The following is a 25,644-nucleotide window of genomic DNA, read 5'->3' on the forward strand; positions in this document are numbered from 1 at the left end:
AAAAGCTGGGGCAAGGAAGTTGGCGTGAGTGAAATAGTTCAGTGTCAGTTGGTGACAAAAATTGACATAAATTAACGCAAGGGTGACACTCGCTTTACTTGTTATGATCATATTGAAGTTAAATCTCCACCACTATGAAACTACTCTCAGCCTTTTTTATTGGCGTTAGCCTTCTGAGTGCTGCACCCTCAATGTCGCAGTCAAACGATTATGTAGCTCATGAAAGGGACTTTGGCCACTACACCTCCCTGGTTGTCGATGTTCAGGCCAATATTGAGGTGGATGCCAGCCAGCCTTCTCATGGAACTTTGGTGGTGTCAGAGGCTGATTTTGAAAACCTAAAATGGGAGCTGCTGGGAGAAACATTGATTATTTCTGCGAAGGAAGGCAAGTCTGTGGCTGGCCCGATTAATTTGAAGCTCGGTTCCCCTAACCTGGCACGTATCGAGTCGACACAGGAGTCAATCATCTATATGCATCACGTAAACGGACAAAGCTTGAGCCTGGATTTACTCAAGGGTACTGTAAAGCTTGAAGGTAAAGTGGAAAACCTGCATGTGATGGCCGAGAAGGGCAGACTGTATGGGTCAGGGCTTGAGTCAAAGAGTGCAGAAGTGAGGATTTGGGATGAAGGATCGGTCGTCATACATGCAACCGAGTCGCTGGAGATAGAAGCAACTAACAATGGGAGAGTTATTTACAACGGCTCTCCGTCCAAAGTGATCAAGAACACAGGCAGTGGTGGTGTGATCATGTCAGAAGAGGCGGTGCAGCAGCAGCGGGAAGTTGAGTATGTGAATTTTGGGGTTTAGCACTATAAATTCCCTGATGCGTCAATCTTAAGTACCCAGATATCATTTAGCCCGGCCCCTTCTGACTCGGTGCTGCCTAAGATATAGTAATAGTCGCCTATCTGAATAATTCCGCTACCAGTGTCCCTGTTTTTACCTCCAAATACCTTGGACCATTCCTCAACCAAACCCGGCCCCACCTTTTTAACCATCAGGTCTCGGGTAGACGCCTGATCGCCAACTAAAATGAAATTTCCTTCTGCAGTTAGAAGCAGGTCTTTGGCGAATATGTCAATAAAACTAGCGTTCATTGGATCATCGGAAGACGACAAATTTAGCTCATGCAGAATGGTCTGAGATTTTGCTCCTCCAGCACTGGTGCCTGAAGCCATCAGAAAAGCTACATCAGAGCCGTCCATTTTCTGGGCATAGGAACCGGTACTATTTGCGATGTTTTCAATTTCGAAATCGAGAGTATATGCGAAATATATTTGCCCAAAATTATCTTTGCGCATGTAGAAGTACGAAAAGCCTCTGTAAGTGTCGTTTTCATATGGTGAGACGCTAGGGGATGTCGCCGCCAGAACGAGGTAGTTGCCATTTTTATCAATTGATATACCTTTCGAAATTAATCCTGGATCGTAGAAGCGAATATAATGTCCGGAACCCAGCAAGTCGCCCGTAGAACTGAATTCTATAACGACACTCATTTGTAGGCCGGCTCCGGGAAAGCCGCCATCTTCATTTTTCAAATTTCCAACAGCTAGGTACTTTCCATTCTCGCCTCCTATCATACCCGTTATTTCGTCACCGATTCCCAGGTCATGAACTTTTTCCCAGTTAATTGATCCATCAGAAGACGACAGGTTGAGGATATAGGAGTTTGACTCGCCTTCGATATCATAGGTTTTGCCAAAGACAATAATTTCATCAGTGGCATTAAGCATCAAACCATTTGGAACAGAGAATTTTCTTGTCTTAATCGTTCGATCAAACAGGATGATGCCGTCTGCGGAAAGTTTGATGACTCTTGCAAATGATGAATCCGAAGCTAAGTTTTGACTTTGTCCAAGTATAATAATTTCTCCAACTGAAGTAGTCTTAATATCAATTCCAAAGTCATCGCCCGCTCCACCGAAAGTTTTGTGCCAGGTAGACTTGGTTGGCGACTCAATATCATTTCCGCACCCGGCCATGATAAAGGCCGTAGTTACTAAAACTAGTATTGAAAAAGCCTTATTTCTCATACAGTATCTATGTAAGACAAAAGTAGAGAATACAAGCCTAATTCAATGAAAATTCTTATTATTAAATATATGAAGAGGCAAATGAATACCTGTACGACAAACTCTAGCTGAAAACTAATTTCAGATGGTCTTTGTCAGGTACCCTATTTGAAGTCAATTTACTAGCCACCACGTACACCAAAAAGGAAATAACAAAAGCCGGAAAGACCTCATGCACCTGCTCCATGCCTTCAAAATTGAACCGGATTCCGAAGCGCCAGATCACATTCACCACCATACCAGCCACCATGCTGGATAGCGCTCCGATGTCGGTGCCCCAGCGCAGGTAAAGGCCTCCAAAGATGGTTGGAAAAAAACTGGCAGCGAAGACTGATCCTGCAAAGGAAGACATTTCTACCACGCCCGCCGGAGGATAGAGTGTGAAAAGGAACACCACTACGCAATAGCCGAGCATCGCCCACTTCGTACGCCTCACAATCTTTTGTTCCTCCATCGGCTTCCAGATATTCCAGATGTCTTTAACAATAGAGGTGCCTGCGATAAACGTGACAGAGGCTAGCGAGGACATGCCTGCAGCAAAAAGCCCCATCATGCAAATGCCACTTACTGTTGGGCTATTGAGCTTGTTGAACATTACGCCAACAACTTCATCCGTATTGTTGATGAGATAGGCAGCCTCTTCATCACTCACCATCACATGCACCAAAGCCCCCACGCACATTACACAAATCAGCGAAATCCCAAGGAAAATGGGTGTCCAGGTCATGGCAAACTTCATGCTGGCTTTGTCCTTGATGGAGTAAAACCGGATAATCAGCTTAGGATCGGACACCTGCTTCATGCCTATCGTGAGCCCTATCGCAATGATGTAATACATGCTGGCTACTCCCCCAAACGTCATCATGCCGTCGCCAATTGGGGAGCCATCGGGCGTTACATGCTGGAGGTTGGCGAGCTTCTCCATTAGTGGTGAATAACCGCCTGCAAAGTAGAAAGGGATAATCAGCATAATAATGGCCACAAGGAACATGAGGATCCCCTGGATGGCATCGGTCCACATCACACCGTACATGCCGCCTGCCATGGTATAGCCACAGGTGAAGAAGATCAGGATAAAGGCACCGAGTCCATAGTCGACATCCAATACGGTATTGAGCAAATTGGCACCACCTTTGGCAATACCAGTCATGTACCACAGCGTGGCAAAAAGAATAATGAAGGAGGAGAGCACCCGAATACTCTTGGAGAGATTACTTTGGTAGCGCAGGTGAAAATAATCCGGCACCGTTACTGACTTTAGCCGGATGGATTGACTACGCATTCTGGGCCCCATCACCAGCCAGGAAATCATGCAAAATACTACCCAAAACAGCGCTACATAGGCCCAGGAAAGGCCGTATTTGAAAGACTCACCTGCCTGACCGATATAGGTGCTGGTGCTAATGAATGTAGAGAAAAAGGCCAGGGACACTACCCAACCCGGGATTTTTCGGTTGGCCAGATAATACTCATTTACATTTTGAGAAGCCCTCTTCTGAAAGTGCCAGCCGATGTAGATAATAAGTCCTACATAAACCGCAATTAAAAGGAGCGTGAGCCCGTGTTGTGATAGGTAGTCCATGTTGATCAGTGTTCCACGGGGTTGTTGGTGTCATCGTCTTTGATACTATCGCTGAAGCCGGATACCAGAAAGCTATTAAGTACAAGAAGTAAAAGCATCATCCAAAAGGGAAAGCTGATCCAGAAGCTCATAGCGTTGGGTTAGGTGTTGAAAAGCTTTTTCACGTCGTTTTTTGTCACTTTGCCCATCGCATTTCGGGGAAGCTCTGAAAGTGACAGGTATTTTCTCGGTACCCGGTAGCCCGGCATGCGGGCTTTGAGCCAGGGGGTGAGCTCTTCAGTGTCGAGCGAGGCATCGCCAACAATGGCCGCAGCCACTGTTTCCCCCCATTCTTCATCGGGAAGGCCAACTACGGCGCAATCGCTGACGGCCGGATGGCTTCTGAGGACTTCTTCAATTTCCAGGGCCGATATTTTGTATCCGCCCGATTTAATGATATCCACTGAATTCCTGCCAAGAATTTTGTAGTAGCCATGTTCAACCTCGGCAATATCGCCTGTTTTGAACCAACCATCCGTGGTGAAAGATGTGGTCGTAGCCTCGGGCTTTCGCCAATATTCTTTGAAGACATTTGGTCCCTTTACCTGAATTTCCCCGGGCTCAGAAGTATCTGCCAGTTTAATGTTTGCCTCGTCAGCCAACCTGATACTGACGCCTGGCAGCGGTAGTCCAATAAATCCCGCTTTTCTTTCGCCCACATAGGGATTGCTGATGGCCATGCCTATCTCGGTCATGCCGTAGCGCTCCAGCAGGCGGTGTCCGCTTATTGTTTCCCATTTTTCCATTACCGAAACTGGCAAGGCGGCAGAGCCCGACACCATAAGCCGAAACCTTTTCATAGCGGCGGTGAGTCGTTGCTGTTCACCTTCATCAAGGCTTTCAAAATGGGCAATGAGCTTGAAATAGATTGTGGGCACTGCCATGAACACATTGAGCCTGCTGGCTGCAAATAGGTCGAACACTTTTTCCGTAGAAAAAGAGGGCAAGAACTCACAGACCGCCCCTGACCATAAAGCGCAGCTGACTACGTTGATGATGCCGTGCACGTGGTGCAGTGGCAGAATGCATAACGTGTGATCAGCAGAAGTCCAGCCCCAGGCGGCTACGAGCGTTGAAATTTGTGCTTCCAGATTGGCATGCGTTGTTACCACCCCTTTGGGTAGGTTGGTGGTGCCACTGGTATACAGAATCATCGCCCGGCGAGACTTGTCAATCTCAGGTAGTTCTGCTGGCTTGCGATCGTTCTCAGGCTCCAGCACTACGAACCTAATGGTTTTATCTTCTGCATAGCCTTGCAAAACCTCTCTGAAGGAAGGCGACACCACGATAGCCGAGGCCTCTGTGTCTTCAATGACGTATTGAAGGGAAGGAAGCGGATGTGTGATACAAAGTGGCACCGCAATGCCTCCCGCCTGCCAAATACCCCATTGCACCCTGACGTAGTCAAAACCGGGTTCCACAAGAAAGGCAATTCGCTGTTCCTTTAAATCAGAAGTCCTATCCAGAAGGAGAGCGGCAAGCTGCTGAGAAGCAAAAAGAAGCTGTTGGTAAGTGTAGGAGCCGCCATTTGATACAATGGCGGTTTTCTGAGCGTAAATTTTAGCCTTTTGAAAGAGTTGTAGCATTGAGTAGGTTCCAGACTAACAACATAAGTAAAATTGACCCGACCAACAAGTGTTCACTTCTCTTGGGGACGGCTTGGTTTGATCGGGGAAAGCTACCTGCTTTTTGAAAACATCCAGGGAAACAGGCCAGGCTCTACATATGCATTTTCCCAGCTATTGTGATTGACACCCGGATATTCTGTGTACTGCACATCGGCCCCCATCTCCTTCAGCTTTTCGTTAAGTTTCCTTGAATTGTCAACGGCAATCACGCCATCCTCACTGCCATGGAAGAGCCAAAAGGGTATTCTTGCCTGCTTTTTCGAGTAGGCATTGAGGTCGGCACCCCCGCACACGGCAGCAATGGCAGCGAACATTTTTGGATAGCGATACACAGCCTCCAACGACCCCATGCCTCCCATGGAGAGGCCAGTGATATAGACACGCTTGCTATCGACAGACTCACTTTTCATCACGCTTTTCGTAAGGTCAATGGCCAGTTGTAAACCTTTGGTGATGTCGTAGCCATAGTTGAAATCAAGCTCCAACGGATACTTGGTTCGTTCAAACTTTACCGATGCCCAGTAGCTATCCTCGGGGCACTGCGGTGCTATAACAATACAGGGAAACTTGCTTCTGTTTTCAGGCTCCAGAAATGCTTTCACACCATTTACCAGCTGCTTTTCATTGTCAGTGCCTCGCTCTCCCCCACCATGCAGAAACAGCACCAAAGGGTACTTTTTAGTCTTGTCATAGTTTTCCGGATACAAAACCCGGTAGGGCAGCACGCCGCCTTTTTCGCTCACAAACTCTTTTTTTTCAAAAAGGGAGAAGTCCTGCGATTTTGCCTTAAATGATGTGAGTAGTATGATCAGCACAACTAATTTCTTCATAACTTTTGTTGGTGGTATTGTAAAATGTGTATTAGTGACACAACCTACAGTTTTCTTTTTAAACTTGAATGATGTAATATTCTTTTTCTTACTTGCCGGATTGATTGAATACGTTAGAAAATGTCGGAATTTCTGGATAAAGCTGCTGAAAAATACCACCCCGGTCTTTCGGTAGATTGTGTGATTTTTGGGTTTCATGAAAATGAATTAAAGGTGCTGCTGCTGAAAATGAAGCACACGTCCAAATGGGCCTTGCCCGGAGGTTTCGTAGAGAAGAATGAGCATATTGACCTGGCGGCTATTAGAGTGCTGGAGAACAGAACCGGGTTGAAGGATATCTTCCTAAAACAGTTCTACACGTTTGGGGATCCGGACAGGCACGATCACGAAATGGATCTTGAGCTTTTCAAACAAAGTGGCCGGGATCCGGTGAAGGATCACTGGTTTTTACAGCGATTCATTACCATGGGGTACTATGCCCTGATAGAATTTTCGAAGGCAAGTCCACGGCCTGATGATATTTCTGACGCCTGCGAATGGAAAAGCGTTGACGAGCTGCCAGACATGATACTTGATCACCGGGAGATAGCGGATAAAGCGCTGGATACGCTACGATTTCAGATCAACTACCAGCCTATTGGTCACAAGTTGCTTCCGGTCAAGTTTACCATGCCAGAGCTTCAGAGGTTGTATGAAACTATTTTAGGAAAAGAGCTGGATCGAAGAAATTTCCAACGTAAAATGCTCGCTTATGGCATTTTGAAAGATTTGGGCGAGAGAAGAAAAGGGGGTGCACACAAAGCGCCTTATCTCTATAGCTTTGATGTAAAGAAATACAACGCTGCCTTGAAAATTGGGTTGAAAGGGAGCTGGTAAAAAACCCTACTAAGCCGCAAGACTTAGTAAGGTTTTATAAAGTATTAAAATAACTTCTCGTTCGGCGGAGTGGCACCAGCCAGCCTGATATATGGCGTAGTTTGACCCCGGTGATGCGTTTGATGCTCAAAAGCTTTACCGAAGGCAACTTCCCGGGTCATGTCCATACCAAAAAGACTAACCGTTTCGGCCATCTGAGCCGCAGTCATTCCTTTCAGCGCATTGATCACGAAATCATAACTGTCCGACACCATTTTCACGGTGACTTCTTTCGATTTCCCGGCTGATTTTTCGGCGCCTCCTCTTTCAACAGGGCTAGCCGTTCCGGTGATTCCAGCTGTAAAGCCGAAGTTGGCGTCTGCTAAATGCAGCAACTGCTGTTCGAACGACCTGATCTCAGGTGTAGGCTTGTAGCCGTACTTGTCAGCTGGCATCGCTTCCAGATACTCTAAAGTGAAGGCCTTGGCTCTTTCCCATTCTTTCACAAGGAAGGCCGGGTCAACGGCAAAGCATTTGCTGCTGGCAACGAAGGCCAGGAAAGCCAGCGTTAATAAAAAATTCTTTTTCATGGTTGTAGGATTTTAATAAGGGTATGAAAATACGCCTTTTTCAAATTATTAAGGTAAGCTCTTGAATAAATTAAAGTTACCTTTTCAGATTAACCCAATGGCAGCTTCATCAGAAGGTCGGTTTGTGGGTCGTTGCCCAGCATAAAGGTGTGACTACCAAATTGCTGGAAGCCGTGGCGTTTGTAAAACCGGATGGCACCATCATTTTTCTCCCACACGCCCAGCCAGAGGTAAGGGAATTGCCTTTCTTTGCCAGTACCGATGGCAAAGTCCAGTAGCTGTTGCCCTATTCCTTTCCCCTGATGCTCCGGCATTACATAAATGCGTTGCAGTTCGATGCCTGGCTCTGTAGCGATGTCCGTTTGCGCTGCGCCATGATTCAGCTTGATATAACCGACAACTTCCTCTCCCATGATGGCAAAGTAAAACTCCGACCCCTCGGTAACCAGTTCCTTTTTCGTTTGCTGCAGCGAAAAGGCCTCTGCCATATAGGCTTCGAAATCCTCCGGGTCGTTGAGGTGCTGGAAGCCCACCCGAAAGGTAAGCTCCGCTATGTCAAGCAGGGTTTCTGCCTGGTCGGTTCCGACTCTTTTGAATGAAATATTTTTACGCATGTTCAGTCCAGCAAAGCTTTCACGATGTGCTCCCATTCTTCGTCAAGGGTCACTTTTGGTCTCACCTTGCCAGCTCGCCGGTACCAATAGTCAGCGTTCCAAACATCACCTTCTTTGCGGTGAAGATAGGCGTGCACCCAGGCGGCGTTTTCACTATCCAGGTCCTGAACTGTTTCGTGCGACTTGTCCCAGCTGCCCTTTCCGTCCCACCAGAGCCCTTTTAATTCTTCACTCAAGTTCAACGGTGGAGCTTGGCCCTGAATGGATACCTTGTATTCGTCGAAAGTCATAGTTTCCTTTTATTCTTTTTCGAAAATATGTGTTCAATAGCTGACTGTCAATTAATTGTTGAATCAAATCCACCCTACATGAAATGCTATTTGTTGCGGTGCAACAGCACCTCGCCAAACCTATTGCTTTCAATATTATAACCGTTTTTAACATTAATTAACACTTCCACGTAAACCATGTTTGTTTATGTATACAGGGTTGAGGTAACTTAGCCGTTTGTTAAAGTGTCAGGAGTTCAACAATACATAGTTTACATCCAGGAAAAGTTCGTGCATAATGGAAACATCGACAACAGATCTTAAAAGAGAGCACCAGGAGAAAATAAAGAAGGTAATAAGTGAGGTCGGAAAAGTAGTAGTCGGTCAGGAGTACATGATCAACAGGCTGTTGATTGGCCTGTTCACCAACGGCCACATCCTGCTCGAAGGTGTGCCCGGGCTGGCAAAAACCCTCACCGTGAACACGCTGGCCAATGTGTTGCATCTCGATTTTAAGAGGATACAATTTACGCCGGATTTGCTGCCCGCCGATTTGGTGGGTACGATGATATACAATCAGCAAAAGGCTGATTTTGAAGTGAAAAAGGGCCCCATTTTTGCCAACATTATCCTGGCCGATGAGGTGAACCGCTCGCCCGCCAAGGTGCAGTCGGCGCTACTGGAAGCCATGCAGGAAAAGCAGGTGACTATTGGGGAAACCACCTTTTACCTTGACAGGCCTTTCCTGGTGCTGGCCACACAGAACCCAGTGGAGCAGGAAGGCACATACCCGCTGCCAGAGGCGCAGGTCGACCGTTTCATGCTGAAAGTAAATATTGAATACCCTACCAAGGCCGAAGAGCTAGAGATTATGCGCAGAATGGCGAATATGAGCTTTAATGCCAAGGTGGATACGGTGCTTTCCAAAGAAGATATTTTTGCGATCCGTGATGAAATCAACCAGGTTTCTATTTCCGAGTCACTTGAAAAATATATTGTGGAGCTGGTCTTTGCCACAAGAACGGCGGCTGACAATGGTCTTAAAGACTTTGCCGGCTATATCCAATTTGGAGCTTCTCCCAGAGCTTCCATCAACCTGAACCTTGCGGCCAAGGCCATCGCTTTTTTTGATGAGAGAGATTATGTGTTACCGGAAGACATCAAGGAAATAGCCAGCGACGTGCTCAACCATCGTATTCTTCTTAACTATGAGGCGGAGGCTGATGGAATTACCACCCAGCAGATCGTTAAAGAATTGCTCAACAAAGTATCTATAGGTAAATAAGCGACTCGATAACTTATTGCTGAACCCATATTGATTTACCCCTGCGACGTAACACCATGTTAACAAACGTCACGCAGGGGTAATTTTTTTAAAATTAGTTTAATCATATCGTAACATCGCTTTTCCTCCCTCTTAACATTAAGTGCTCAACTTTGCGGCTCAAAGACTTTTGAAATCAAAAAACAAAGTTGAATCATGAACAAGATCTTATCATTACTTTTTATGGCGGGCGTTTTAGTGTTCGCATCATCATGTGGCGGCGACGATGAGCCAGAGCCTGAAAAGACAACAGAAGAAAAAATTGCTGATGCAGTTGCTGCTTCTCAAACGGCAGTAAGCGCAAAAGCTTCTTCAGACGCATCTGCAACTGGCGTTACTGATGCATCAGTATTCGAAGACTGGACGCTGGCTTTTGTTAAAGGTCAACTGGGAGGCACTGATCAGACTCCATCTGAGCCATCAGCTGAGGCTACTGTAGTTAAAGTATCTGCTAACATCTCTGAAGATACTGAATGGACAAAAGACAAAGTGTATCAGTTGGACGCCCGTGTTACCGTTCTTGATGGCGTGACGCTAACAATCGAAGCCGGAACAATCATTAAAGGTAATGCCGAACTGACCGGAGCTAACGCTGCCGTGCTAATGATTGCCAGAGGCGGAAAGCTTATGGCCGAAGGTACTGCTGAGGATCCTATCATTATGACTTCAACCGACGACGACATTCAGCCTGGTGACCTTTCGGGCACTACTTTGACCGAAAGCGATCGGGGTAAATGGGGTGGATTAGTAGTCTTGGGCAAAGCGCCTGTAAGTGCCAAAACTGAAGACCCTCAGATTGAAGGTGTTGACGCAGCCGACACTAACGGAAGATACGGAGGAACCGCCGCTGATGACAACTCAGGAGTTATTAAGTATGTTTCGATCCGCCACGGTGGCGCTGAAATCGCTGCCGGAAGTGAAATTAATGGGCTTACCCTCGGTGGTGTGGGAACTGGCACAACAATCGAAAACATTGAAGTTTATTCTAACTCTGACGATGGTATCGAATTTTTCGGGGGTACTGTAAATGTTAAGAGTGTGCTTATATACACTGTTGGTGATGATGGTCTTGATGTGGATCAGTCATACGCTGGAACTATAGACAACTTCGTTGTGTACGTTAGCTCTGACTCTGACAAAGGATTGGAAATCGACGGCAGAGAAGGCAGCTTGGATAAATCATTCACTATCAAAAACGGAACTATTGAGAGTGTTGGCGGAAAGGCTACAACAGCTGACTTCAAAGCCAAAGCCAAAGCTACAGTTACCAACGTGGTCTTGAAGAGTGGCAAAGTAATATTGTCCGCTTCATTCGATACAGAAACATACGAGGAGACTGAAGATGCGGCTTCTAACACAGCTGCTGGTTCACTTGTATTCTCTAAAGTTTCAACTTCAGCCTTTGAAGTATACACTAAGAGCTTCGATTGATAATAGTCGAAGCGAACTTATAGAAGATAATTCATAAATAAGACTCGTACTGAAAATGGTAGTTGTGGTGTTCCACGGCTACCTTTTTTGTTTTTCCATACTTGACACCACTCGATTCAATATTACGGAAATGTTATCAAATCCTCACTTTTGAGTCTTTTTATTAAAAAACTGATAAAGTTCCCCTAATCAGTTCTAGCCCTGTCGGTGTCTACCTTTGCAGCGAATTAATTTTGAGTCTATTTATGAAGAAGTTCTTTATTGTTGCGCTGGCGGTTTGTATCTCCTCGTCGGCATTTTCTCAAACCGGGTTCTTAAGAGGTAAAGTTTACGACCAAATCTCCGGTGAGGCATTGTTTGGGGCGGCTGTTATCAAGAAGGGCACTACCACTGGTGCTGTTGCCGATTTCGATGGCAACTTTTCATTGACCCTTGAGCCAGGCACCCATACCATCGAAGTGCAATTCGTCTCTTATCAGTCCAAAACTATCGAAGGCGTTGAAATAGTTGCCGGACAAACTACCACACTCGACATTCCTATCAGTGAGGATGTAACGGAGCTCGAGTCTGTAGTTGTTACAGCTGAAGTAATCAGAAACAACGACGTTGGTTTGTTGTCTGTTCAAAAGAAATCTATCAACACCATGGATGGCATTTCTTCTGCTTCTTTCAGAAGAGTAGGTGACAGCAACCTGTCTTCAGCCATGAACAGGGTGACTGGCGTGACCATTCAGGGTGATAAGTATGTGTACGTACGTGGCCTGGGTGACAGGTACACAAAGACGTCGCTGAATGGGATGATTATCCCTGGCCTCGACCCAGATAGAAACGATGTGCAAGTGGATCTATTCCCAACAGGTGTGCTTGAGAATGTGATTGTTTACAAAACATTCACCCCAAATCTGGTAGGGGATTTTGCCGGAGGCTTGGTTAATATTCAAACCAAAGCTTTTCCTGAAGAGCAGACCAGTTCAGCTTCTTTAAGCTTTGGCTACAACCCGGCCATGCATTTCAATAGCAACGCCGTGTCATACAAAGGCTCATCTACTGATGCGCTGGGCTGGGACAACGGAGCAAGAGCGCTTCCAATATCAGCCAGCGCTTCTATCCCAACATTGCCTAATTCCTTTGTAGAAGAAACAACAAAGAAGTTCTCACCTCTTTTAGGAACATCCCGGTCTACCAACTTCATGAACACCAATTTTTCTCTGTCACATGGCAATCAGGTGCAAAGAAACAAAGTGACATGGGGCTACAACGCCATATTCAACTACACTAATACCAACACTTTTTACGAAGGTTTCACAAGAAAGCGTTTTGAAAAAGACCGTACTTCTGCTGAGGTTAGCCTCGAGAGGGACTTTACAGCCGTGGGTGATTTGAGCTCTAACAACGTGCTTTGGAGTGCATTGGGAACCCTGGCCGCTAAGGTTGATAATCACACCATTGGTACAAATATATTTCGTACGCAGAATGGCGTAAGCACTGCTTTGGATCGTGAGATAGACTTCACTACGCTGAACAACCCAACTCATATCCATAACGATATCCTTGCTTATACCCAACGCCAGATGACTAACAACATCTTGTACGGTAAGCATCAGTTTGGCAGGCTCCGGGTGGATTGGACAAACTCACTTTTATTTTCAGGAATTACCGATCCGGATTATCGTGATACCAGAATCAATGAAGATGACGACACCTATGCCTTTAGAAATGGTGGTGGCATTGACAGATTTTGGAGAGAGTTGAAGGAAACAAATGAAAGCTTCAAGGCAGACCTTACATACGATCTAAACGACAATAATAAGTTGAAGGCTGGGGCCATGGTGGCTTTGAAGTGGAGAGAATTCAAAGTGAATGCGTATAACTACGATCCACTTGAAGCATTTCAGATTGAGCAAAACGACGCTAACTGGTTGCTGACTGATGCTAATTTGTATTCTGCGGAAAACCCCAGAGGTCTGTATGTTCAAAACAACAGTAACGCCTACAACAACTACGATGGTAGCCAGTCTACATATGCTGCCTATGTGATGAATGAAATGAATATCACAAGCAAGTTGAAGTCAATTTATGGTGTGAGAGTAGAAAACGTCAAGATGTTCTATACTGGAATCCGATTAAATGAGGACAACTCCAGCCAGCTGGAAGAGAACACTAAAACATTGGACAAGACTAACTTGCTGCCTTCGTTGAATTTTGTATATGCGCTACAGGAGAATATGAACCTGAGGGCTTCATTTAATAAGACACTGGCACGTCCATCTTTCAAAGAGAAGTCTTCAGCGTTTATCGAAGACCCTATCACCAGAATACAATTCTCGGGTAATTTGGACCTGAAGCAGGCACAAATACTCAACTATGACTTGAGGTGGGAGTATTTCTTCACCCCAGGCGAAATGGTATCTGCATCAGTTTTTTATAAAGACTTTACTGACCACATCGCATTGGTTTTCTTCCCTAACAATCCCGGTCAGCTAAAGCCAAGAAATGTGGGCGAAGCCCAGGTGTATGGTGCAGAGTTTGAAGTAAGGAAAGACCTGAGCTTTATCACTCCTGCTTTGCAGAACTTCTCAATAGGCTCCAACGTGTCGATTGTGGCCTCACGGGTTAACAGAAAGACAGTAACGGTAAGTGAGCAGGGGCAAACCGAATACGATAGTGAGGTGAGCTACAAAGGTGGTGATGCTTCTTCTGTAAAACTTTACAGAGAAATGACCGGCCAATCGCCTTATGTCGTAAACGCTTACCTGTTGTATCAGAATGATGAAATTGGGTTTTCAACAAACTTGTCATACAACGTCCAGGGCGAAACGATCACTTTCATCGGCATATCTAATATTCCTGACGTCTATCAAAAGCCATTCAATAGCCTGAACCTGAACGTGACACAGCAGTTTGGAGGAAGCCGCCAGTCAGCGCTAAGCTTTACTGCAAAGAACCTTCTTAATGCAAAAGATCAGCAGGTATATAAATTTGGTAACGAAGAGGAGCTGTTCTCGCTTTACATGCCGCAACGACTCTTCTCTCTGAAGTATACTTACACTTTCTGATTTGAATACTTAGGCGCTGCAATTTAGTTAACAGCCTACTATTGAGATAGAAATGATAGACGGGAAAAGGGGAGCTCAGCTCCCTTTTTCCCGTTTAATAGTCTTTCGTCGGCGATTCTCCCTATTTCCTTCCAATAATAGTAACAGTAAAGTTGTCTACATTTTGCAGACTGTCGTAATGAGTGGCGGCAAAGCTAATGGCTTCAATTGGTGCCTGCATTTTTATCCAGCGCAGCACCTTTTCATCCGCCGACTTGGTGGGTTCCCCCAAGGCTTTTGCATTGAAAGCCTCTAGTGCTTCTTCTGAAAATGGGAGCCCATGAGGGCCTTTTACAGAAATGTAGCTGGCTTTGTTGTCTACATACTCCACCTCCACATTATACATCCTGAAATGCTGTGCGAGAGCGGGGCCTGCAAGTGTCTCGGTGGCATAAGTACTATCTGGTTTGCCCAAAATGGCCTCTACTTCCTCCGGAGAATGTCTTAAAATAGCTGGCGCATCTACAACTACCCGGTGTTTGCAACCAATCAGGGTAAAAAATAGCAACCCGGAAAAAAGAATAGTCTTGTTCATGTCGTGTTTGGTTTGCTGCGAAAATATAAAATCAGGCGCAACCACCCAATTTTCCCGTTGGTCAGTATCTATCGGAAAAGCTTATTTTATCTCCGAAAACACATAGCACATTTCAGTAGCGATTTGCCGGGAGCGCTCGTCGTACCTGGCAGCCTCCTCTGGTGTATTGTCAAACGCTTTTGGGTCTTCGTACCTAATCGGTAACCGGGCTTCAGCACCCGGTATAAAAGGACAGTTTTCGTCAGCATCTGAACAAGTCATTACCGCTGCAAATTCAGCATTTGGGTTAGTGGTATCGTCGTAGACTTTTGAGAAGGCGGTAATGGGATCGCCTGGTTTCTGGTTAGAAACGAAGTAAATGGGATTACTGCCATTCGCTTTTTCGGTCACTTTAAAACCAGCTCGTTCAATGGCCGCCACTGCCCTTTCATTAAACGCAGTGACTTCCACACCGCCGGAGAACGTTTCAACGTCAACGCCAAAGTAGTCGGCTGCTGTTTTGGCCCATATTTGCGATAGCTGACTGCGCCGGGAATTATGGGTACAGATGAAATTGAGCCGGGGCACTACCCCCTCGTTTTTTTTGTCTTGCACATAGTCGATTAATAACTTGAGTAATTCCCTTCTTTCCAGAGGAATACTGTCGACTGGCAATGTCTTAATGCTGGCTTCGATCTTGGGCAGTAGCACCATATGTTTTGTCTTGATATTGTGAATAAGATTAGCAGCAACCCGAGCCAGGAGCGCAGGCATTGGCAGGAAGCTTATCCATTGTTACTACAGCTATTTTAACTGATTTGCCAGGTTTTTGGGCAAAGACCGTAGCACTAAAAATCCCTGTTTGTCCATTATTAAAAGCATTTATTTCGGCTGAAGAAAGATACTTACTCAATATATCATTGGGTATCACAATCGCTTTTTCTTTTTGCACGGTGATATTTTCAAATCCCATTTCGCTGATATATCCCAGGTACTCATCCTTTTGAATAGCACCAGCTACGCAACCAGCATACATTTCAGCATCCTCCTGAAGAGCTTTTGGCAAGTCGCCTACCAACACAATGTCTGAAATACTGAAATGGCCTCCTGGCTTCAGCACCCGGTATATTTCTTTGATAACGTTTTGTTTGTTGGGGACAAGGTTAAGTACACAGTTGCTGACTATTACGTCAGCAGCACTGTCTGAAACGGGCATTTCTTCAATATCACCCTGGCGGAATTCTACGTTGTTGTACCCAAGCTTTTCAGCGTTGGTGCGTGCTTTTTTGATCATGGCGTCAGTAAAATCTACGCCGATTACTTTGCCAGTTTCGCCGGTTTCGTGCCGTGCCAGAAAACAGTCGTTTCCAGCGCCAGATCCTAAGTCAATAACCGTATCTCCCTTTTGGATTTTAGCAAACTGGGTAGGAAGCCCGCATCCCAACCCAAGATCTGCTTCCTGAGCATAGCCCTGCATTCCGGTGTAGTCGTCAGTCATGATATTATACACCTCGTTTGAAAAACCGCCTGCCCCGCAGCACGATGATTGGTTCACAGCGATGTCTTGTTCGGCAATCTTGCTGTATTTTTCCCGAACGATGGATTTTAGTTCTTCAGAGGTTTGCATATTTCTTAATGTTTAATTGCAATATTACGATGCCTGTAAGTAAATTTTTTAACAGCAGAAGGGGTGCCTGTCAAACATCTTATTGAAAAGGCCCTTTATTTCAGCCCAGCGAACAGGGTCAATGCAATAGCTTACAGAGACTCCCTCAATCGTGCCTTTAATAATGCCCATGTCTTTTAGCTCTCTCAAGTGCTGACTGATGGTGGCTTGTGCCAAACCGAGTTCTTCCACAAGGTCGCCGTTGATACAGGCATTAGCTTTGAGTAAGTAGTCAACGATGGCCACACGAGCCGGATGCGCAAATGCCTTGGCGATAAGGGCCAGGTCGTTTTGTTCAGCCGTAAACAGATCTGTCTTTGTTACACCCATAATTTATAATTACATTGCAATATTACGATTAATAAATTTGCTGACCAAGCAAGCCTGTAAAATTTTATCCCTTACATTCATCAACAAGTTAAACGAGAGCGCATGACCACTGACATCTTACTTCCGATATGGAAAATGGGCCGAACCAGGCTCACCAACCAGCTAGCAGCCATCACACCCGAATGCCTTTCCAGGAGAATCCATCCTGATAGCAATTCAATAGGTTGGCTATTCAGGCACATCGCAGAAGTGGAACTGCTTTTTGCCAAAAATGTATTTGGAAGGCCTTTGCAGGTGAAGCTATCGACAGTCGGGCAGGGCATAAAGGACTTGGGGCACTTTACCAACCTTGAGGAGCTCAAAGGGTTGCTCGACGAATCGGGCAGGGAGCTGGAGGCGGCCATTTTGGATCAGGAAGATGGAAGCTGGACTACTGAGGTTACTACCCGGGAGTTTGGAACCATGACCAAAGCAGAAGCACTCTCCCGCATTACTACGCACACCGCATGGCATGCCGGTCAAATGGCGATTATTAAAAAGTATGCTACAGCCGGGTAGAAGCTTGCACTACCCGAAACGCTTTTTCGAATGCAACACAGCATCATTAATTCGTTTTTTTATTTCAGACAAGGACAATTTTTCCTTCAATTTGGGAGGGTCAATGGCGGGGTCGATATCATCAAAGTAGTTGACTGACCGCAAAGCAATGAGCGGGTTGAAATTAGGGTACTTAGTAGTGTAGAAGGCGATCATTTCGTCCATAGAGAAATGCTCTAGTAGATAGTAGACATCAATAAAGTCCTTGAGCCGCTTACCGGAGTTGGAAATGGCATTGAGCTTCATGGCGGCTATGTCTTCCAATGGATCCTTATGCAACATCCAAAAAATCGGATTTAAGGAAGAATTTCGACCACTCCTTTTCCCTTGTGCCCAGCTGAGCACTCCAATCTATTGTTTCAAGTATCTTAGACTCGCCATAGTACCGAACGATCTCTCTCCATTCTTCTAGATTTCCTCTTTCCAAGACTCTCTCAATGACGATCTTGTATGAGTTCTCATAGTTGAAAGTCTCAAGGTCGTACTCCCAAAGCAAGTGGCCGGGTAAATTGGGTTTTTCGTTCATCAGCGTAGCCGTGTTTTTCTGGCTTTAGAGCAAATGCAACCCTAATTTACAAAACTTGGGTGATAATCATGCAGCTAGGTTCTGGGAAGCAAGTTTACGCCTCACTATCTGCCATCCTGTTGTGCTCCGACTGAAAGGCAAAGTTGATCTCCGGATACTTGGAAATCATCACGTCGAGCATTCCTTTCGATTCCGCCAGATAAACGGGTAAACCATCTTTATCCAGTGCGATAGAGTTGGCCTTAAAGTCGAGGAAGTCCTTCAGTTTGGCCGGGTTGTTGGAGCTTACCCAGCAGGCTTTATACATTGACATAGCCCTGAAATGGCAACTGGCCCCATACTCATGAAGCAGTCTGTATTGAATAACGTCGAACTGGAGTTCACCCACTGTGCCTACAATTTTTCTATTGCCCGGCTGCTTGATGAAAAGCTGCGCCACGCCTTCGTCCGTCAGCTGGTGAATCCCTTTTTCCATCTGCTTCGCCTTCATGGGGTCAGCATTTTCCAGCTCTCTGAAAATCTCAGGAGAGAAACTCGGAATCCCTTTGTAAGTGATCATCTCACCTTCGCTTAGGGTATCACCTATCTTGAAATTGCCGGTGTCGTACAAGCCCACTACGTCGCCCGGGAACGCCGAGTCAATTGTTTCCTTGTCCTGCGCCATAAAGCTGGTGGGGTTGGCAAAGCGCACATTCTTGTTGAGCCTGACGTGGTGATAAAACTTGTTACGTTCAAACACGCCGCTGCATACCCTGAGGAAGGCAATTCTGTCACGGTGGCGGGGATCCAGGTTGGCGTGTATCTTAAAAACAAAGCCTGAGAAGTTCTTTTCGGTCGGAAGCACCTGACGCAAATTGGTGTTTCTTGGCAGGGGCGTTGGGGCAATTTCGATGAAGGTGTCGAGCAACTCCTGCACACCAAAATTATTTAGTGCACTGCCAAAAAACACCGGAGCTAACAGCCCGTCCAGATAATTTTCTTTGTCGAAAGGCTCGTAGGCCATCTCTACCAGCTCGGCATCTTCCCTGAGCGTATCGGCATCTTTGCCTATGATCTCTTCCAGCTTGGGACTTTGGAGATCCGAAAATGATACAATGTCTCGCTCAACGGCAGTCTTGTTGGCATTGAACAGGTTGAGGTGCTTTTTATACAGGTTATATACTCCTTTAAAATCCGAACCGTTGTTGATAGGCCAGCTGAGGGGACGCACTTTAATGCTCAGCTTGTCCTCCAGCTCGTCCATGAGCTCAAAAGGGTCTTTGCCCGGTCGGTCCATTTTGTTCACGAACACAATCACCGGTGTGTCTCGCATGCGGCACACACTCATGAGTTTTTCAGTTTGCTCTTCCACACCCTTCACAGAGTCCACCACAAGTATCACACTGTCGACGGCCGTTAGCGTCCGGTAGGTGTCTTCTGCAAAGTCTTTGTGACCGGGAGTGTCCAGCAGATTGATCTTTATGCCTTTGTATTCGAAGCCCATCACCGAGGTAGCCACGGAAATACCACGCTGCTTCTCTATCTCCATAAAGTCGGAGGTGGCGGTCTTCTTAATTTTGTTGTTTTTAACGGCTCCGGCTGACTGAATAGCACCACCAAAAAGAAGTAATTTCTCCGTCAACGTCGTTTTTCCCGCATCGGGGTGACTGATAATGGCAAATGTTCTGCGGCGATCTAATTCTGCAGTGTTCTTCATACAACTCCTTAACTATTCGTGATTTACTCTGGATTTGGTGGATAAAAAGGCCTCATTCACAAAGATTTTGCAAATATAAGCCTTTAAAGACAAGGGATCGACATGCGGTGTGATAAATAGGAACTTACACTAGCGCCCGCTTTTTTGAATATAGTTCAGAAGGGTCTTTTTCAATGAGGCAATTTCCTTTTGGGAAGCATCCACCGCTGCCGTTTTCTCTGCTATCAGTTGTCCCAGCGTGTTGATGGCGGCCACCAGCTCTCCATCTTCAAAGGCGGTGTCTTCATTGGCACTTCGGGCCTTCGACTTTTCCAGCTTAGCTATGAGCTTCTGTCTTTTTGCTACGGCCCGTTGATGATCGGCGCTGGTTTTTCTGGCTTGTTTTTCGGCAGCTACTATGAGTTGTTGAATGTAGTCGCCATAGAATTTCGACTTAAATTCCTCCAGAAAATTCTTTGTCTGTTGCATGTACTCTTTCCGTGTCGACGCATCCATATTCACACTATTCAGCACAAGCGTTAACCTGGAAGAATTACCATCAACCTTTATCTCGGAAAACATTTCTATTGGCACATTTGACGAGCCTTTTTCCGGCGGCACTGAAAGTTTCCAGTAAGTCTTTCGGTTTTTTACCCTGGCTACGGTTTTAAGGTACCGCCACCAGCCCTTTTTCAGGTTTTTTGGAGGGAAGTCGAACTGGGCAACATAACCAGCGTGCTTGTCGCTGCCAATTGTAAGGGAAGCCGATGTCACTGCCGGGCCGAAATCAGGTACGGCATTTGAGCTGGCTCCGGTATTTTTGCTTTGAGCCGACAAGCCTCCTGCTGAAATGAAGATAATTAAAACAGAAAGCAGGAATATGCAGTTTTTCATTCAAACACCATTTCTTATCTAACGCAAATGTTCGCTAAAAATGCGTAATTAATACGGAAGTTGAAAAGTGAATTATACAGAGATAACCAGCAGCAACTGCACCAAGAATGAGAGAGACAACGAAAGGCAAAATACTTGTGACGGGAGGAAGCGGCTTAATCGGCAGCCGGCTGAGCGAGTTGCTGACACAGGCTGGGTATGAAGTGGCTTGGCTAAGCAGGTCGTCCGGAAAGGCCGACAAGTACAAAACTTATACCTGGGATATTGAAAGGGGGGAGATACAACATGATGCTCTGGAAGGCGTTGAGGCTATTGTCCATTTGGCTGGTGCTGGCGTTGCTGATAAGCGCTGGACAGAAGCAAGGAAAAAGCTGATACTTGAAAGCAGAACGCAGTCGACGGCACTGCTCATGGAAAAGCTCTCGGCTCTAGAGCGGAAACCGAAAGTATTTATTGGCGCTTCGGCGATTGGCTATTACGGTGCCGATACTGGCGATGTGATGATTGATGAAAAGTCACCTGCTGGAGACGATTTTCTTGCCCAGGTGGTAAAGTCTTGGGAAGCATCATCCGCACCCGTTGAAGGCATGGGAAGCAGGAGGGTACTTATCCGGGTGGGAGTGGTGCTGAGTGCAAGTGGTGGTGCACTGCCGCAACTGCTGGCCCCGCTTAAATTTGGGCTCGGCGCCCCTTTGGGAACTGGCAGGCAGTGGATGAGTTGGATTCATATCGATGACCTTTGCCGCTTGTTTCTGGAAGCCATTGAGAATACTGCTTACACTGGAGTTTACAACGGGGTGAGCCCGTCGCCAGCCACCAACAAAGAAATCACCACGGAGGCCGCTAAGGTATTGAAAAAACCCCTTTGGCTGCCGCCGGTTCTTGGCTTCGTTCTGAAAGTGGCGCTTGGCGAAATGGCGCAGATAGTTCTGGGTGGCAGTAAGATTTCTTCAAGAAAGGCGGAGGAGATGGGATTTAAGTTTGATTATACCCACCTCAACAGTGCTTTGAAGAACATTTTGCTGAAATAGCTTTTTTTTTGCTACTGCCAATGAGCAAATCATGTTTTCGCCTTCGTTTTAATTGTCTCGATTTAAACGTATTTTTGCGTTTTGGCAATTCTGTACTGCCCCCAAGAACATAAGAGTATGCGTAAATTCATCATGTTGCAGCTTTGGCTCGGCATCCTTATCATCGGCGGTTATTTTGTTTACAAGCGCACCACGGGCAAAGATGAATACCTGACGCCGCCCCCCGCTTCCATGGAAACAGTGCCGTTAGAGGTTACGCTGCCCGACAACTATGTCAAAGTTTTCGAGCTGCCCGACACCCTGAGTTTTGCTGGAGAGCCGGTTCCTTTAAATATGACTGACGTGCGGGAGCGGCTGGACAGAGAAATACATGTCAACTCTTATTGGCACAGCAGCACTATCTTCCTCATCAAGCGATCCAACCGATGGCTGCCTTTGCTCGAAGAGCTGCTTAAGGAAAATGGTATTCCCACAGACTTTAAGTATTTGTCCGTAATAGAAAGTGGCCTTGAGAATGTTGTTTCTCCAAGGCAAGCGGTGGGCTTCTGGCAAATACGAGAAGGCACTGGCAATGATTTTGGCCTGGAAATTAACCGGGAAGTTGATCAGCGATATGATCCGATTGCCTCAACAGCCGCCGCCGCAAAATACTTGCTCAAAGCAAAAGAGAAGTTTGGGGACTGGACAAATGCAGCAGCCTCCTACAATATGGGGATGAAAGGTCTGTCAGATGAACTTGAAGAGCAGAAGACAAACTCCTACTACGACCTGTTGTTGAACGAAGAAACTTCCAGATACATGTTTCGCCTTCTGGCCATCAAAGAGATTCTTGAGCACCCCAAGAAGTACGGGTATGATATTCCGCAGGAGCTACTGTACCCCGTGATTCCGCTCGATACATTGCGGGTTACGGAAGACATACCCAGTCTCGTTGACTTTGCCCAGGCGAGAGGCTTGTCATACAAGGAACTCAGACTGCACAATCCGTGGTTAAGGAGGGGTGCTTTAAATGTCAGGAAAGGAAAAAGCTATTTGCTCAGGCTACCGAAGGGGCATGTTGAAGTACTGCCAACCGACAACCAAACCGATGCCTTGAATTCCGGAAATTGATTTATTTTAAAAACGTTTTGTATCCATCAACAGCATGCCAAAAGATACTTTAAAAGCACCACAACCCACAACCGAAAGCAATGGGGAGCAGTTGGTGAATGGGGCCACAGATGGTATTGACTTTCTCGAGATTTTCGGAGCCAGGGAGCACAACCTGAAAAACATTGACCTGAGATTCAAAAGAAATCAGTTGGTGGTCATTACGGGCATTAGTGGTAGCGGTAAGTCATCGTTGGCGTTTGACACCATCTACGCAGAAGGCCAGCGCCGCTACATGGAAAGCTTCAGCGCCTACGCACGTTCGTTCATTGGCGAGCTTGAGAGACCCGATGTTGACAAAATCAATGGACTTAGTCCGGTCATTTCGATTGAACAAAAGACCACCTCTAAAAACCCTCGTTCTACAGTAGGCACGGTCACTGAAATTTATGATTTTCTTCGTTTGCTTTATGCCAGGGCAGGCGACGCCTATTCTTACCTCACAGGCAAGAAAATGACCAAGCAAAGTGAGGATCAGATCATCAGGCAGATTCTTAAGCAATACGATGGCCAAAAATTGGCTATCCTTGCTCCGGTTGTCAAAGGCCGAAAAGGTCACTACAGGGAGCTTTTTCAGCAAATCAGGAAACTGGGCTTTTCAAGGGCCAGGATAGATGGTGCCTTGGAAGAGATCACCCCCAAGATGCAGTTGGATCGCTACAAAACCCACGACATCGAAATTGTGATCGACCGGGTGGTTGTAAGTGAGAAAGACGCCAGTCGCATTACCCAGTCTACCAAGACAGCAATGACGCAGGGCAAGGGGGTCATGATGATTTTGCTGGAAGATGGAAGTGTGGCTCATTTTTCCAAGACACTGATGGATCCTGAGACGGGGCTTGCATACGACGACCCGGCTCCAAATACCTTCTCCTTCAATTCACCCTATGGTGCCTGCCCGGACTGCAATGGCCTGGGGGTTATTCAGGAAATATCCAGAGAGTCGGTCATGCCAGATCCCAACATCAGTATCAGCCGGGGAGGGATAGCACCCTTGGGTGAATACCGGGATATATGGATTTTCAAGAAGCTGGAGGTCATTCTCAAAAGACACAGGCTAAGTCTGGCTACCCCGATTAAGAATATCCCGGAGGAGGCGTTGAAGATAATATTGTTTGGCGACGACGAACCTGTAGCAGTTGCTTCAGTCAAATACCCAGGCACAGAGTGGAATACCAAATTTGAGGGCATCATCAATTTCCTTGAAAAGCAAAAGGACGGCGGCTCCGACAAAATGCAGCAATGGGTGGATGAATTTACAGTCAGCACCATCTGCCCATCCTGCCAGGGTGCCCGGCTTAAAAAGGAAGCACTGCACTACAAAATCGACAACAAGAACATTTCCGAGCTGTCTTTCATGAACATCACCCAGCTTTCGGAATGGTTTGAAGGGCTGGAAACCCGGCTCGACGAGCGGCAGAACATCATAGCAGCCGAGGTATTGAAGGAAATCAGGAAGCGAATCGGCTTTTTGCTGGACGTTGGCCTGGATTACCTGAACCTGGACAGGCCTCTAAGAACGCTTTCCGGAGGAGAAGCTCAGCGTATTCGACTTGCAACACAAATAGGCACTCAGCTTGTTGGCGTGTTATATATTCTTGATGAGCCAAGCATTGGCTTGCACCAGCGTGACAACGTGAAGCTGATCAAGGCATTGAAAGACCTCCGGGATCTTGGCAACACCGTCATAGTGGTGGAGCACGACCGTGATATGATGATGGAGAGTGACTTCCTCATTGATATCGGGCCGGGAGCTGGAAGGCACGGTGGCCAGGTGGTAGCTGCTGGCACGCCTCAGGAGGTTTTAGAAAGCAATTCGCTAACAGCCGGTTATCTCAACGGAATTAACAAGATCGCTGTACCGAAGGAAAGAAGAAAAGGAAAGGGAGAGAGCATTGTGCTGAAAGGCGCCACAGGCCACAACCTGAAAAATGTAACATTGACTTTGCCAATTGGCAAGATGCTCTGCATCACCGGTGTGTCAGGTAGTGGCAAGTCTTCGTTGATCCACGAAACGCTTTTCCCCATTCTCAGGAAGCATTTTTACGGCAGCAGATCCGAGCCCCTTCCTTATGCCGAAATCAAAGGGGTTGAACATATCGACAAAGTAATAGAAGTGGATCAGGCACCTATTGGCAGAACGCCACGCTCTAACCCAGCCACTTATACTGGTGCCTTTTCAGATATTCGTCTGTTGTTCTCGAACCTTCCCGAGGCGAAAATAAGAGGCTACAAGCCGGGCCGCTTCTCTTTCAACGTAAAAGGTGGCCGTTGCGAAACCTGCGAAGGGGCGGGCATGAAAGTCATCGAAATGGATTTCCTCCCCGATGTGCATGTGCCGTGCGAAACCTGCAAGGGCAAGCGCTATAATAGGGAGACGCTGGAGGTAAGGTTCAAGGGCAAGTCAATTTCAGACGTACTTGACATGACTGTGGAGCAAGCCGTAGAGTTTTTCGAGTTCCAGCCCAAAATCCTCAGACGGATTCAGACCCTGCACGAGGTCGGCCTGGACTACATCACACTTGGCCAGCATGCCACAACGCTTTCGGGCGGGGAGGCGCAGCGGGTGAAGCTGGCAACTGAGCTTTCAAAGAAAGACACGGGCAAAACGCTGTACATTCTTGACGAGCCTACCACCGGCCTGCACTTTAAAGACATCCAGCACCTGATTGACGTATTGAACAAGCTTGTGAACAAAGGCAATACTGTCCTTATCATTGAGCACAACCTCGACGTGATCAAAGTAGCCGATCACGTCATCGATCTGGGGCTTGAAGGTGGCGACAAAGGGGGGCAGATACTTGTGGAAGGCACACCCGAGGAAGTGGCAAAAAGGCAGGTAGGGTATACGTCGAAGTTTCTGAAGGAAGAACTCGAAAGGGCGTAAATAAAAAATCCCACTGAAAAAACAGCGGGATTTCCACACCT

Annotated in this window: 25 protein-coding genes; 9 read left to right on the plus strand and 16 right to left on the minus strand. The window is 46.5% G+C overall.

What is annotated here, in order from left to right:
• Positions 1-134 precede the first annotated feature (134 nt).
• On the plus strand, positions 135-812 hold the full coding sequence (locus tag AAC052_RS18025) for a DUF2807 domain-containing protein (protein ID WP_317488728.1): 678 nt from the start codon (positions 135-137) through the stop codon (positions 810-812).
• A 2-nt stretch (positions 813-814) separates the two neighbouring features.
• On the opposite strand, the gene AAC052_RS18030 is transcribed toward AAC052_RS18025, so the two are convergent.
• The 5 genes from AAC052_RS18030 to AAC052_RS18050 all read right to left on the minus strand — a co-directional run bounded on the left by AAC052_RS18030 (position 815) and on the right by AAC052_RS18050 (position 6,156).
• Entirely contained in the window at positions 815-2,038 is a 1,224-nt protein-coding gene (locus AAC052_RS18030; RefSeq protein WP_339814903.1) for a hypothetical protein, read from the minus strand.
• A gap of 103 nt (positions 2,039-2,141) precedes the next feature.
• Complete coding sequence (locus tag AAC052_RS18035) at positions 2,142-3,659, minus strand: sodium/solute symporter (protein ID WP_339814904.1); 1,518 nt, start codon at positions 3,657-3,659, stop codon at positions 2,142-2,144.
• Between the two features lie 5 nt (positions 3,660-3,664).
• Positions 3,665-3,790: a hypothetical protein gene (locus AAC052_RS18040; RefSeq protein ID WP_317488725.1), complete on the minus strand. Its 126-nt coding sequence runs from the start codon at positions 3,788-3,790 to the stop codon at positions 3,665-3,667.
• Between the two features lie 9 nt (positions 3,791-3,799).
• A complete protein-coding gene (locus AAC052_RS18045; protein ID WP_339814905.1) occupies positions 3,800-5,284 on the minus strand; it encodes an acyl-CoA synthetase in 1,485 nt (494 codons plus the stop codon).
• 92 nt (positions 5,285-5,376) lie between these two features.
• Positions 5,377-6,156 (minus strand): prolyl oligopeptidase family serine peptidase, encoded by a 780-nt coding sequence (locus AAC052_RS18050; protein WP_339814906.1) that lies wholly within the window; start codon positions 6,154-6,156, stop codon positions 5,377-5,379.
• Between the two features lie 120 nt (positions 6,157-6,276).
• Here AAC052_RS18050 and AAC052_RS18055 point away from each other — a divergent pair, with 120 nt between their 5' ends.
• The gene (locus AAC052_RS18055; protein WP_317488722.1) at positions 6,277-7,032 is read left to right on the plus strand and encodes an NUDIX domain-containing protein; all 756 of its coding nucleotides are present in this window, start codon (positions 6,277-6,279) and stop codon (positions 7,030-7,032) included.
• A gap of 44 nt (positions 7,033-7,076) precedes the next feature.
• Here the strand turns inward: AAC052_RS18055 and AAC052_RS18060 are convergent, their stop codons facing one another.
• The 3 genes from AAC052_RS18060 to AAC052_RS18070 form a co-directional block, all read right to left on the minus strand.
• Positions 7,077-7,601, minus strand: a complete 525-nt coding sequence (locus AAC052_RS18060; protein ID WP_317488721.1) for a DinB family protein — start codon at positions 7,599-7,601, stop codon at positions 7,077-7,079.
• A gap of 89 nt (positions 7,602-7,690) precedes the next feature.
• A complete protein-coding gene (locus AAC052_RS18065; protein WP_339814907.1) occupies positions 7,691-8,215 on the minus strand; it encodes a GNAT family N-acetyltransferase in 525 nt (174 codons plus the stop codon).
• Between the two features lie 2 nt (positions 8,216-8,217).
• Entirely contained in the window at positions 8,218-8,505 is a 288-nt protein-coding gene (locus AAC052_RS18070) for a hypothetical protein (protein ID WP_339814908.1), read from the minus strand.
• A gap of 277 nt (positions 8,506-8,782) precedes the next feature.
• On the opposite strand from AAC052_RS18070, the gene AAC052_RS18075 reads away from it, so the two are divergent.
• The 3 genes from AAC052_RS18075 (at position 8,783) to AAC052_RS18085 (ending at position 14,295) form a co-directional block, all read left to right on the plus strand.
• The gene (locus AAC052_RS18075; RefSeq protein WP_317488718.1) at positions 8,783-9,769 is read left to right on the plus strand and encodes a MoxR family ATPase; all 987 of its coding nucleotides are present in this window, start codon (positions 8,783-8,785) and stop codon (positions 9,767-9,769) included.
• Between the two features lie 195 nt (positions 9,770-9,964).
• Complete coding sequence (locus AAC052_RS18080; protein WP_339814909.1) at positions 9,965-11,239, plus strand: hypothetical protein; 1,275 nt, start codon at positions 9,965-9,967, stop codon at positions 11,237-11,239.
• 245 nt (positions 11,240-11,484) lie between these two features.
• A complete protein-coding gene (locus AAC052_RS18085; RefSeq protein ID WP_339814910.1) occupies positions 11,485-14,295 on the plus strand; it encodes a TonB-dependent receptor in 2,811 nt (936 codons plus the stop codon).
• A gap of 121 nt (positions 14,296-14,416) precedes the next feature.
• On the opposite strand, the gene AAC052_RS18090 is transcribed toward AAC052_RS18085, so the two are convergent.
• The 4 genes from AAC052_RS18090 to AAC052_RS18105 all read right to left on the minus strand — a co-directional run bounded on the left by AAC052_RS18090 (position 14,417) and on the right by AAC052_RS18105 (position 16,844).
• Positions 14,417-14,869 (minus strand): hypothetical protein, encoded by a 453-nt coding sequence (locus tag AAC052_RS18090; RefSeq protein WP_317488715.1) that lies wholly within the window; start codon positions 14,867-14,869, stop codon positions 14,417-14,419.
• 81 nt (positions 14,870-14,950) lie between these two features.
• Positions 14,951-15,622 (minus strand): protein-tyrosine-phosphatase, encoded by a 672-nt coding sequence (locus tag AAC052_RS18095; RefSeq protein WP_339814911.1) that lies wholly within the window; start codon positions 15,620-15,622, stop codon positions 14,951-14,953.
• A complete protein-coding gene (locus AAC052_RS18100; protein ID WP_339814912.1) occupies positions 15,591-16,475 on the minus strand; it encodes an arsenite methyltransferase in 885 nt (294 codons plus the stop codon). The genes AAC052_RS18095 and AAC052_RS18100 overlap by 32 nt, the downstream gene beginning before the upstream one ends.
• 48 nt (positions 16,476-16,523) lie before the next feature.
• Positions 16,524-16,844 carry a metalloregulator ArsR/SmtB family transcription factor gene (locus tag AAC052_RS18105; RefSeq protein WP_317488712.1) on the minus strand — a complete coding sequence of 107 codons (321 nt, stop codon included), beginning with the start codon at positions 16,842-16,844 and terminating at the stop codon, positions 16,524-16,526.
• A 102-nt stretch (positions 16,845-16,946) separates the two neighbouring features.
• Between AAC052_RS18105 and AAC052_RS18110 the strand changes: the two genes are divergently transcribed.
• Positions 16,947-17,402, plus strand: a complete 456-nt coding sequence (locus tag AAC052_RS18110; RefSeq protein ID WP_317488711.1) for a DinB family protein — start codon at positions 16,947-16,949, stop codon at positions 17,400-17,402.
• Positions 17,403-17,411: 9 nt separating this feature from the next.
• On the opposite strand, the gene AAC052_RS18115 is transcribed toward AAC052_RS18110, so the two are convergent.
• The 4 genes from AAC052_RS18115 to AAC052_RS18130 form a co-directional block, all read right to left on the minus strand.
• A complete protein-coding gene (locus AAC052_RS18115) occupies positions 17,412-17,723 on the minus strand; it encodes a nucleotidyl transferase AbiEii/AbiGii toxin family protein (protein WP_339814914.1) in 312 nt (103 codons plus the stop codon).
• Complete coding sequence (locus AAC052_RS18120; protein ID WP_317488709.1) at positions 17,713-17,967, minus strand: hypothetical protein; 255 nt, start codon at positions 17,965-17,967, stop codon at positions 17,713-17,715. The genes AAC052_RS18115 and AAC052_RS18120 overlap by 11 nt, the downstream gene beginning before the upstream one ends.
• Before the next feature lie 94 nt (positions 17,968-18,061).
• Complete coding sequence (locus tag AAC052_RS18125; protein ID WP_339814915.1) at positions 18,062-19,663, minus strand: peptide chain release factor 3; 1,602 nt, start codon at positions 19,661-19,663, stop codon at positions 18,062-18,064.
• A gap of 129 nt (positions 19,664-19,792) precedes the next feature.
• Positions 19,793-20,536: a hypothetical protein gene (locus AAC052_RS18130; protein ID WP_339814916.1), complete on the minus strand. Its 744-nt coding sequence runs from the start codon at positions 20,534-20,536 to the stop codon at positions 19,793-19,795.
• 107 nt (positions 20,537-20,643) lie between these two features.
• Between AAC052_RS18130 and AAC052_RS18135 the strand changes: the two genes are divergently transcribed.
• The 3 genes from AAC052_RS18135 (at position 20,644) to uvrA (ending at position 25,603) form a co-directional block, all read left to right on the plus strand.
• Positions 20,644-21,567 (plus strand): TIGR01777 family oxidoreductase, encoded by a 924-nt coding sequence (locus AAC052_RS18135; protein WP_339814917.1) that lies wholly within the window; start codon positions 20,644-20,646, stop codon positions 21,565-21,567.
• 117 nt (positions 21,568-21,684) lie between these two features.
• Positions 21,685-22,677: a lytic transglycosylase domain-containing protein gene (locus AAC052_RS18140; RefSeq protein WP_339814918.1), complete on the plus strand. Its 993-nt coding sequence runs from the start codon at positions 21,685-21,687 to the stop codon at positions 22,675-22,677.
• Positions 22,678-22,711: 34 nt separating this feature from the next.
• Complete coding sequence (gene uvrA / locus AAC052_RS18145) at positions 22,712-25,603, plus strand: excinuclease ABC subunit UvrA (RefSeq protein WP_339814919.1); 2,892 nt, start codon at positions 22,712-22,714, stop codon at positions 25,601-25,603.
• The last annotated feature ends 41 nt before the right edge of the window (positions 25,604-25,644 follow it).

The organism is uncultured Imperialibacter sp., from assembly GCF_963974565.1.
Classification (GTDB): Bacteria; Bacteroidota; Bacteroidia; order Cytophagales; family Cyclobacteriaceae; genus Imperialibacter; species Imperialibacter roseus.

Coding starts and splice junctions, on each gene's coding strand:
- AAC052_RS18105 (WP_317488712.1), bottom strand. CDS start 16,844: ATGGGTGTAACAAAGACAGATCTGTTTACGGCTGAACAAAACGACCTG.
- AAC052_RS18135 (WP_339814917.1), top strand. CDS start 20,644: ATGAGAGAGACAACGAAAGGCAAAATACTTGTGACGGGAGGAAGCGGC.
- AAC052_RS18080 (WP_339814909.1), top strand. CDS start 9,965: ATGAACAAGATCTTATCATTACTTTTTATGGCGGGCGTTTTAGTGTTC.
- AAC052_RS18095 (WP_339814911.1), bottom strand. CDS start 15,622: ATGCCTGCGCTCCTGGCTCGGGTTGCTGCTAATCTTATTCACAATATC.
- AAC052_RS18090 (WP_317488715.1), bottom strand. CDS start 14,869: ATGAACAAGACTATTCTTTTTTCCGGGTTGCTATTTTTTACCCTGATT.
- AAC052_RS18065 (WP_339814907.1), bottom strand. CDS start 8,215: ATGCGTAAAAATATTTCATTCAAAAGAGTCGGAACCGACCAGGCAGAA.
- AAC052_RS18110 (WP_317488711.1), top strand. CDS start 16,947: ATGACCACTGACATCTTACTTCCGATATGGAAAATGGGCCGAACCAGG.
- AAC052_RS18040 (WP_317488725.1), bottom strand. CDS start 3,790: ATGAGCTTCTGGATCAGCTTTCCCTTTTGGATGATGCTTTTACTTCTT.
- uvrA (WP_339814919.1), top strand. CDS start 22,712: ATGCCAAAAGATACTTTAAAAGCACCACAACCCACAACCGAAAGCAAT.
- AAC052_RS18100 (WP_339814912.1), bottom strand. CDS start 16,475: ATGCAAACCTCTGAAGAACTAAAATCCATCGTTCGGGAAAAATACAGC.
- AAC052_RS18130 (WP_339814916.1), bottom strand. CDS start 20,536: ATGAAAAACTGCATATTCCTGCTTTCTGTTTTAATTATCTTCATTTCA.
- AAC052_RS18025 (WP_317488728.1), top strand. CDS start 135: ATGAAACTACTCTCAGCCTTTTTTATTGGCGTTAGCCTTCTGAGTGCT.
- AAC052_RS18085 (WP_339814910.1), top strand. CDS start 11,485: ATGAAGAAGTTCTTTATTGTTGCGCTGGCGGTTTGTATCTCCTCGTCG.
- AAC052_RS18035 (WP_339814904.1), bottom strand. CDS start 3,659: ATGGACTACCTATCACAACACGGGCTCACGCTCCTTTTAATTGCGGTT.
- AAC052_RS18070 (WP_339814908.1), bottom strand. CDS start 8,505: ATGACTTTCGACGAATACAAGGTATCCATTCAGGGCCAAGCTCCACCG.
- AAC052_RS18060 (WP_317488721.1), bottom strand. CDS start 7,601: ATGAAAAAGAATTTTTTATTAACGCTGGCTTTCCTGGCCTTCGTTGCC.
- AAC052_RS18115 (WP_339814914.1), bottom strand. CDS start 17,723: ATGTTGCATAAGGATCCATTGGAAGACATAGCCGCCATGAAGCTCAAT.
- AAC052_RS18050 (WP_339814906.1), bottom strand. CDS start 6,156: ATGAAGAAATTAGTTGTGCTGATCATACTACTCACATCATTTAAGGCA.
- AAC052_RS18125 (WP_339814915.1), bottom strand. CDS start 19,663: ATGAAGAACACTGCAGAATTAGATCGCCGCAGAACATTTGCCATTATC.
- AAC052_RS18140 (WP_339814918.1), top strand. CDS start 21,685: ATGCGTAAATTCATCATGTTGCAGCTTTGGCTCGGCATCCTTATCATC.
- AAC052_RS18055 (WP_317488722.1), top strand. CDS start 6,277: ATGTCGGAATTTCTGGATAAAGCTGCTGAAAAATACCACCCCGGTCTT.
- AAC052_RS18120 (WP_317488709.1), bottom strand. CDS start 17,967: ATGAACGAAAAACCCAATTTACCCGGCCACTTGCTTTGGGAGTACGAC.
- AAC052_RS18045 (WP_339814905.1), bottom strand. CDS start 5,284: ATGCTACAACTCTTTCAAAAGGCTAAAATTTACGCTCAGAAAACCGCC.
- AAC052_RS18075 (WP_317488718.1), top strand. CDS start 8,783: ATGGAAACATCGACAACAGATCTTAAAAGAGAGCACCAGGAGAAAATA.
- AAC052_RS18030 (WP_339814903.1), bottom strand. CDS start 2,038: ATGAGAAATAAGGCTTTTTCAATACTAGTTTTAGTAACTACGGCCTTT.